Here is a 7,890-nt window from a genome sequence, read left to right as displayed (position 1 = left end):
ACCCGTGACGCCACGGGTGCGCCTTCGTCCATGAGCTATTCGCTCAGCCAACTGGATGCCATCGGTGACGTTGATCCTGTGGCCGAGGCCGATGTGTACCTGGCTTATGGCCGCGATCTTCAAGCCGAAGAAATCCTCAAGGAAGCCTTGCGCAGCACGCCTGAGCGCCTGGCCATCCGCACCAAGTTGCTGGAGGTGTATGCCAAGCGCCGTGACACCAAGGGCTACGAGCAATTGGCGTCGCAGCTGTACAACCTGACCGGTGGCCATGGTGACGATTGGGCCAAGGCGCAGGAAATGGGCTTGGGCATCGATCCTGAAAATCCGCTGTACCAGCCGGGTGGCCAGCCATCGTCCAGCACACCGTTGAGCGTGGAGTCGCCCAACGATTCCTTGGGTGCCAGCACCATCCCTCATTCGGTGATGCCCACCCCCATGCACCTGGACAGCCCGGAAACGGCGCCCATGGAGCCTACTGGTGAGTTGGTGGACCTGGACCTGGACATCTCGGCGCCAGCACCTTTGTCCGAGCCCGAGTTCCCGGGTGAGAAGCCTTCGTTGCAGTTTGACGCTTTCGCTGACATGCCTTCGCTGGACCTGCCTTCGGTGCCCCCAGCAGCGGCCCCTGCAGTGATTGAAGAGGCGCATTCCCTGGACTTCGACTTGCCGCTGGAGCCTGTGGCACCGGCTCCTTCCCCGGCGGCCAGCGTGGCTTCGTCCACCGGCGCGTTCGACCTGGGCGACCTCAATCTGGACCTCGATGCACCAGCGCCTGCCGCTGAAAGCCTGGCCCTGGACGACGACCTGTCTGAACCTTCGGACCCGATGGAACGCAAGTTCGAATTGGCCGAAGAGTTCCGTCAGATTGGTGATGTCGATGGCGCGCGTGAACTGCTGCAAGAAGTGGTGGCCAACGCCACTGGTGCATTGCAGGTCAAGGCCAAGTCCACGTTGGACAGCTTGAGCTGACGTCTCATGAGCAGTGAGCAGCCGAGGGCGACCCGCCGGGTCGCCCTCGGCGTTTCTTACCGAGGCACGGCCTACAAGGGCTGGCAAAGCCAGGCTGGAGGCGGCACCGTGCAAGACGCGCTGGAGTCGGCCTTGTCGGCCTTCGCCACGCAGCCCACCCGGGTGATGTGCGCCGGGCGCACGGATTCGGGCGTGCACGGCATCAACCAAGTGGTTCACCTGGACACGCCCTTGCAGCGCGAACCCTTTTCGTGGGTTCGCGGCACCAACGCCTTCTTGCCACCGGACATCGCCGTGCAATGGGCTGCTGAGGTGCCGAACAGCTTTCATGCGCGGCAAAGCGCCATGGGCCGAAGGTACGCCTACATCCTGCTGGAGGCCCCGGTTCGGCCCGCCCTCGAATCCGGGCAAGTCGGTTGGGTCTTCCGGCCTTTGGACCATGCGGCCATGGTGGCCGCCAGCACCTGCCTGATCGGTGAGCACGATTTCAGCTCCTTCCGATCATCCCAATGCCAGTCGCCCACGCCTGTCAAGACCTTGCGCGAGATCTCCATCCGCCGTTGCGGTGGGGCAGGCGAGCGAACGCCTTCTTTGGGCGAGGTGGATCGCCGTGGCATCCTGGGCCCGGGTGCCGAAGGCATCTACTGGCGTTTCGATTTCGAAGGCACGGCCTTTTTGCACCACATGATCCGCAACCTCATGGGCTGCCTGGTGGCCGTGGGCACCGGCGCCCAGCCAGTCTCGTGGATGCAGACTGTCCTCGACGCCCGCGATCGCAAGATTGCGGCGCCGACATTTGCCCCTGAGGGCTTGTATTTCCTGGGGCCGCGCTACGATGAGCGGTGGGGCCTGCCTTCGGATGTGCCCGCTTTCCACTGGCTTCCTGACTGATCGGACATGACCCCTTTTCGCACCTTGCCTGCCGACCACCGCACCCGCATCAAGATTTGCGGGCTGACCCGGGAGTCTGATGTGGACGCCGCCGTTGATGCCGGGGTGGATGCCGTGGGCTTTGTTCTGTACGACAAAAGCCCCCGCCACGTGACTTTAGCCCGGGCGCAGGCCTTGGCTCTGCAGCTTCCCCCGTTCGTGACCCCGGTGTTGCTGCTGGTCAATGCGGGCGATGCTTTCGTGCGTGAAGCCATTGCCACGCTGCCCCAGGCGCTGCTGCAATTCCATGGCGACGAATCGGTTGCGCAATGTGAGAACTCTGGACACCCCTACATCAGGGCTGCCCGCATGGCAAGCGGTTTCAATTTGTTAGACTTCGCCCAGCAGTTTTCCAAAGCCCAGGCCATGTTGGTCGATGCCCATGTGGAAGGGTATGGGGGCGGCGGAGAGGTGTTTGACTGGTCCTGGTTGCCATCACGGCTGCCGTGCCCCATGATCCTGTCGGCGGGCTTGAACCCCGGCAATGTGGCCAAGGGTGTGGCGAGTGTGCGGCCTTGGGCTGTGGATGTGAGTTCTGGCGTGGAGTCAGGCAAGGGCATCAAGGATGCTGCGCTGATGCGCCAGTTCTGTCAGGCCGTGCGGGCGGCCGATCGGCAATGTGCCGAAACCCCTCAGCCCCGCGCGGATTGATTGAAGAATTTTTAGAGAGCTATGCTGAATTATCAACAGCCCGACGCCAAGGGCCATTTCGGCCCTTACGGCGGTACTTTCGTCTCTGAAACGCTGATCCACGCGCTGGACGAGCTCAAGAACGCCTACGAGCACTACCGCCACGATCCGGAATTCATCGCCGAGTTCAAGCGTGAGCTGGCCGACTTCGTGGGGCGTCCCAGCCCGATCTACCACGCCGAACGCCTCAGCCGTGAACTGGGCGGTGCGCAGATCTACCTCAAGCGGGAAGACCTCAACCACACTGGCGCGCACAAGATCAACAACACCATCGGGCAGGCCTTGCTGGCCAAGCGCATGGGCAAGCCCCGTGTGATCGCCGAAACCGGCGCCGGGCAGCATGGCGTGGCCACCGCCACCATCTGCGCGCGCTACGGCATGGAATGCGTGGTCTACATGGGCTCGGAAGACGTCAAGCGCCAGTCGCCCAATGTGTACCGCATGCATTTGCTGGGCGCCAAGGTGGTGCCTGTCGATTCGGGCAGCCGCACCCTGAAAGACGCGCTGAACGAGGCCATGCGCGACTGGGTGACCAACGTTGAAAACACCTTCTACATCATTGGCACGGTGGCCGGCCCTTCGCCATACCCGGCCATGGTGCGAGATTTCCAGAGCGTGATCGGCGAAGAATGCCTCACGCAGATGCCCACCAAGATCGGGCGCCAGCCTGACGCCGTGATCGCCTGTGTGGGCGGTGGCAGCAACGCCATGGGCATTTTCTACCCCTACATCCAGCACGAAAGTGTGCGCTTGATCGGCGTGGAAGCCGCAGGCGAGGGCGCCGACAGCGGCAAGCACTCGATGTCGCTGCAAAAGGGCGTGTCGGGCGTGCTGCACGGCAACCGCACCTACCTGCTGCAAGACGAAAACGGCCAGATCACCGAGACGCATTCGATCTCCGCCGGCCTGGATTACCCTGGTGTGGGGCCGGAGCACGCCTACCTGAAGGACATCGGCCGCGCCGAATACGTCGGCATCACCGACAAGGAAGCGCTTGAGGCTTTCCACCGCCTGTGCCGCACCGAAGGGATCATCCCCGCGCTGGAATCCAGCCACGCGGTGGCATATGCCATGAAATTGGCCCCCACCATGCGTCCTGACCAGCACATCCTGGTCAACCTGTCCGGCCGTGGCGACAAGGACATCGGCACCGTGGCCGACCTGTCGGGCACCGAGTTTTACGATCGCCCATCGCAACGTGGCGTGACCGTGAAGGGCGCCCAGGCATGAGCAAGCGCATTAATGCCACTTTTGCCGTCCTGCGTGATCAGGGTCGCAAAGCCCTGATTCCCTACATCACCTGCGGCGATCCCTTCCCTGAGCTGACCCCTGAGTTGATGTGGGCCATGGCCGACGCCGGTGCCGACGTGATCGAGTTGGGCGTGCCGTTCTCTGACCCGATGGCCGATGGCCCGGTCATTCAGAAAGCGGCCGAGCGCGCATTGGTCAAGGGCATCTCGCTCAAGCACGTGCTGGCCGATGTGAAGCGTTTCCGCGAGCGCAACACGACCACGCCAGTCGTGCTGATGGGCTATGCCAATCCGATCGAAGCCTATGACCACCGCTTGGGTGAAGGCGCTTTTGTCAAGGATGCCAAGGCCGTGGGCGTCGATGGCGTTTTGGTGGTGGACTACCCGCCTGAAGAGTGCGAAGAGTTCGCGGCCCGCTTGAACGCGGTCGGTTTGGACCCCATCTTCCTGCTGGCTCCCACCTCAACCGAAGAGCGCATGGCGCAGGTCGGCAAGGTGGCCAGTGGCTATGTGTATTACGTGTCGCTCAAGGGCGTGACCGGCGCAGGCCACCTGGACACCGATGCGGTGGCCCGGATGGTGCCGCTGATCAAGTCCCATGTGAACACGCCCGTGGGGGTTGGCTTTGGCATCCGCGATGCCGAGACCGCCAAAGCGGTGGCCGCGGTGTCCGACGCCGTGGTGATTGGTTCGCGCATCGTGCAATTGCTGGAAACGCAATCGCCCGAGACCGTGGTGAAGGCCGCCAGTGATTTCATTGCTGAAATCCGCACGGCCCTGGATTCCTTGAAAGGAGCCTGACATGAGCTGGCTTGAAAAACTGCTGCCCCCCAAGATCCAACCGACCGACCCGTCCGAGCGTCGGCAGGTGCCCGAGGGGCTGTGGGTCAAATGCCCGTCGTGCGAAACGGTGCTCTACAAAAACGACCTGGAAGCCAATGTGAACGTGTGCCCCAAGTGCGGCCACCATCACCGCATTGGCGCCCGCGCTCGCCTGGACGCCTTCCTCGACGCTGAAGGGCGCTTCGAACTGGGCCAGGAGGTGCTGCCGGTCGATGCCTTGAAGTTCAAGGACAACAAGAAATACGCCGACCGCCTCAAGCAAGGCATGGAAGCCACCGGCGAGACCGATGCCCTGGTGGTGGTCGGCGGGTCGGTGCACAGCATCCCTGTGGTGGCCGCCTGCTTCGAGTTCGACTTCATGGGCGGCTCGATGGGCTCCGTGGTGGGCGAGCGTTTCGTGCGGGGCGTTGAGGCCGCGGTCGAGCAGAAGATGCCCTTCGTGTCCTTCACGGCCACGGGTGGCGCTCGCATGCAAGAGGGCCTGCTCAGCCTGATGCAGATGGCCAAGACCAACGCGGCCTTGACCTTGCTGGCCAAAGCCAAGTTGCCCTACATCAGCGTGCTCACCGACCCCACCATGGGCGGTGTGTCGGCCAGTTTCGCCTTCGTGGGCGACATCGTGATCGCCGAGCCCAAGGCCCTGATCGGTTTTGCCGGCCCGCGCGTGATCGAGAACACTGTGCGCGAGAAGCTGCCCGAGGGCTTCCAGCGTTCGGAGTTCCTGATGCAAAAGGGTGGGGTGGACATGATCATCGACCGCCGCGAGTTGCGCCTGGTGATTGCCCGCTCGCTGGCCATGTTGCTGCGCCAGCCGGTGGATGCCCTGGTGGTCTGAGCAAGCCCCCGCTTCAGCCGATTTTCTCGATCCGTTCCACCATGCGGGCTGCGCTGTTTGCAGCCCGTTTCCGTTTTCTGGCGCCACCTGATTTTTCATGAGCACCTCTGCCGACGCCTCCCACGATCTTTCCCGCCCGACCACGCTGGCCGGCTGGCTGTCGCATTGCGAGCGCCTGCACCCGGTCACCATTGACCTGGGGCTGGAGCGTGTCTCGCAGGTGTGGCAACGCATGGCGGTCACCCTGGGCACACCTTGCGGTGTGAGCGAGGCTGAGCAAGAGGAGGTCGCTGCTCCGGTCGTGTTCACCGTGGCTGGCACCAATGGCAAGGGCTCGACATGCGCCATGATCGAGAACATCTTGCTGTCGGCGGGTTTCAAGGTCGGTGTCTACGGATCGCCCCACTTGGTGCATTTTGAAGAACGTTGCCGTGTGATGGGTCTGCCCGTCAAGGCCGATGAGCTGCTGCCGCACTTCGCCGCGGTGGAAGACGCCCGTGGCGAACTGGCGCTGACCTACTTCGAATTCACCACCCTGGCCATCATGCGTTTGCTGGCTTTGGCTGGCCTGGATGCCGTGGTGCTGGAGGTGGGTTTGGGTGGCCGCCTCGACGCGGTCAATGTGGTCGACCCCGACTGCGCCATCATCACCAGCATCGACCTGGACCACATGGAATACCTGGGGCCGGACCGCGAAGCCATTGGGCGTGAAAAGGCCGGCATCTTGCGCGCAGGGCGTCCGGCCATCGTGTCCGATCCCCAGCCGCCGCAAAGCGTGGTGGACCATGCCCAGGCCTTGGGGGCCGATCTTTGGCTGTTCGCCCGCGACTTCAACTACTCGGGCGATCGCCAGCAATGGTCCTGGGCCGGACGCCACAAGCGCTTCAACGGCATGGCCTATCCCTCCTTGCGCGGGGCCAACCAGTTGCTGAATGCCTCGGGCGTGCTGGCCGCGCTGGACGCCCTGCGCCTTCGCCTGCCCGTATCCGCTCAGTCCGTGCGCACGGGCCTGGCCACCGTCGAGTTGCCGGGGCGTTTCCAGATCATCCCGGGGCAACCCACCTTGATCCTCGACGTGGCCCACAACCCGCACGCGGCAGCCACCCTGGCGGCCAACCTGGACCAGATGGGTTTTTCACCCAAAACCCACGCGGTGTGGGGCGCCATGGCCGACAAGGACCTGGCGGGCATGGTGGGCAAATTGACCCAGGTGATCGACGCCTGGTATTGCTGCGAACTGCCCACCGAGCGGGCGGCCAGCGCCGCGCAATTGGCCGATGTCGTGCGCGCGATATCGGGGCAAAGCACCTCGCTGGTTCGCCAACAACCCACCGTCACCACCCATGCAGACCCGATGGCCGGGCTGCACGCGGCGCTGGCCGCAGCGGGCCCGACGGATAGAATCATCGTCTTTGGTTCATTCTTCACCGTTGGCGGTGTTTTGCACGAGGGCTTGCCCCGGCTGAACGCGCCGCACCTCAACTGATCGACCGACCCACCGCCCCACCGAGCATGCCGTTGCCATCGTTCCTTCAGCGCCTTCGTCAGCGATCCGCACCGTCCGTGGCTGATGTCTCGCCGCTGTCGTCGGCCGACATCGAGGTGGCACGGGTGCGTGCCCGTCGCCGCCTGGTTGGCATGGTGGTGCTGATGGGCCTGGGCGTGATCGGCCTGCCATGGTTGTTCGAAACCCAGCCCAGGCCTTTGAACCCGGATGTGCAGGTGGTGTCCAACGTGTCCTCGCGGGGCAATGGCGCCGTGGCCTCATCCCGGCCCGCGCCCGCCATCGCGAGTGTGACCGTGCCGGTGCCCGAGGCGCCGGTCGAGTCCATCGAGGAGGAGGTTGAAGCGCCTGTGGTGAGCAAATCCGGTGCTGTCCGCGCCAGTGCGCCGACAGCGCCTGCCAGCAAGCCCACGCCGGTGAGGGCGCAGGCTTCCCAAGCAGTGGCGGCCAAGCCAGCCACGCCCCCCAAAGAGGCGGCCAGGAAGGATCCCGCCAAGCCCGTGGTGGTGGCGAACAATTCGGTGGACAACGCGGCTGCCAAGGATGCCGCCCGCGCCAAGTCCCTGCTGGAGGGCAAGCCACCCGTCGTCAAACCTGCCGTGGCGCCTGCGGATGCCAAACCGGCCGCCAAGCCCGCATCTGCGGCCGCGGCCACCCGCTATGTGGTGCAAATTGGTGCTTTTTCCGATGTGCCGACCGCCCGCGAGGTGCGTTTGAAAGCAGAGCGTGCTGGTGTCAAGACCTACACCCAGGAAGTCACCGTCAATGGTAGCAAGAAGATCCGCGTTCGCGTGGGCCCCTATGCCAACAAGGCTGAAGCCGACAAGGCCGTGGACACCTTGCGCAAGGCCGGGATGACCAGTGCCTTG

At 64.0% G+C, this 7,890-nt stretch carries 8 protein-coding genes; all 8 read left to right on the top strand.

The genetic code is table 11. From position 1 onward, the window contains the following. On the top strand, window positions 1-969 hold a 969-nt coding region (locus tag Q7V20_RS23160), incomplete at its 5' end, for a FimV/HubP family polar landmark protein (RefSeq protein WP_304796350.1). A 6-nt stretch (window positions 970-975) separates the two neighbouring features. Beyond that, window positions 976-1,860 carry a tRNA pseudouridine(38-40) synthase TruA gene (truA, locus tag Q7V20_RS23155; protein WP_304796348.1) on the top strand — a complete coding sequence of 295 codons (885 nt, stop codon included), beginning with the start codon at window positions 976-978 and terminating at the stop codon, window positions 1,858-1,860. Between the two features lie 6 nt (window positions 1,861-1,866). After that, window positions 1,867-2,550, top strand: coding sequence for a phosphoribosylanthranilate isomerase (locus tag Q7V20_RS23150; protein WP_304796345.1), 684 nt, complete (start codon window positions 1,867-1,869; stop codon window positions 2,548-2,550). 21 nt (window positions 2,551-2,571) lie between these two features. Next, entirely contained in the window at window positions 2,572-3,819 is a 1,248-nt protein-coding gene (gene trpB, locus Q7V20_RS23145) for a tryptophan synthase subunit beta (protein ID WP_304796343.1), read from the top strand. Further along, window positions 3,816-4,640 carry a tryptophan synthase subunit alpha gene (gene trpA / locus Q7V20_RS23140; protein ID WP_304796340.1) on the top strand — a complete coding sequence of 275 codons (825 nt, stop codon included), beginning with the start codon at window positions 3,816-3,818 and terminating at the stop codon, window positions 4,638-4,640. Before trpB ends, trpA begins: the two co-directional genes overlap by 4 nt. Before the next feature lies 1 nt (window position 4,641). Then, window positions 4,642-5,517 carry an acetyl-CoA carboxylase, carboxyltransferase subunit beta gene (gene accD, locus Q7V20_RS23135; RefSeq protein ID WP_304796338.1) on the top strand — a complete coding sequence of 292 codons (876 nt, stop codon included), beginning with the start codon at window positions 4,642-4,644 and terminating at the stop codon, window positions 5,515-5,517. Window positions 5,518-5,614: 97 nt separating this feature from the next. Continuing rightward, entirely contained in the window at window positions 5,615-7,003 is a 1,389-nt protein-coding gene (gene folC, locus Q7V20_RS23130; RefSeq protein WP_304796335.1) for a bifunctional tetrahydrofolate synthase/dihydrofolate synthase, read from the top strand. Between the two features lie 77 nt (window positions 7,004-7,080). Beyond that, window positions 7,081-7,890: SPOR domain-containing protein (locus tag Q7V20_RS23125; protein ID WP_304796333.1), on the top strand; the 810-nt coding region annotated here is incomplete at its 3' end.

Origin of the sequence: Aquabacterium sp., assembly GCF_030652515.1 — a bacterium.
In the GTDB taxonomy this organism is placed as follows: domain Bacteria; phylum Pseudomonadota; class Gammaproteobacteria; order Burkholderiales; family Burkholderiaceae_C; genus Aquabacterium.
This window is presented reverse-complemented; position numbering and strand designations above follow the sequence as displayed.

Excerpts from the sequence above, each read along its gene's own strand:
- truA (WP_304796348.1), top strand. The coding sequence starts at position 976 with ATGAGCAGTGAGCAGCCGAGGGCGACCCGCCGGGTCGCCCTCGGCGTT.
- Q7V20_RS23150 (WP_304796345.1), top strand. The coding sequence starts at position 1,867 with ATGACCCCTTTTCGCACCTTGCCTGCCGACCACCGCACCCGCATCAAG.
- trpB (WP_304796343.1), top strand. The coding sequence starts at position 2,572 with ATGCTGAATTATCAACAGCCCGACGCCAAGGGCCATTTCGGCCCTTAC.
- trpA (WP_304796340.1), top strand. The coding sequence starts at position 3,816 with ATGAGCAAGCGCATTAATGCCACTTTTGCCGTCCTGCGTGATCAGGGT.
- accD (WP_304796338.1), top strand. The coding sequence starts at position 4,642 with ATGAGCTGGCTTGAAAAACTGCTGCCCCCCAAGATCCAACCGACCGAC.
- folC (WP_304796335.1), top strand. The coding sequence starts at position 5,615 with ATGAGCACCTCTGCCGACGCCTCCCACGATCTTTCCCGCCCGACCACG.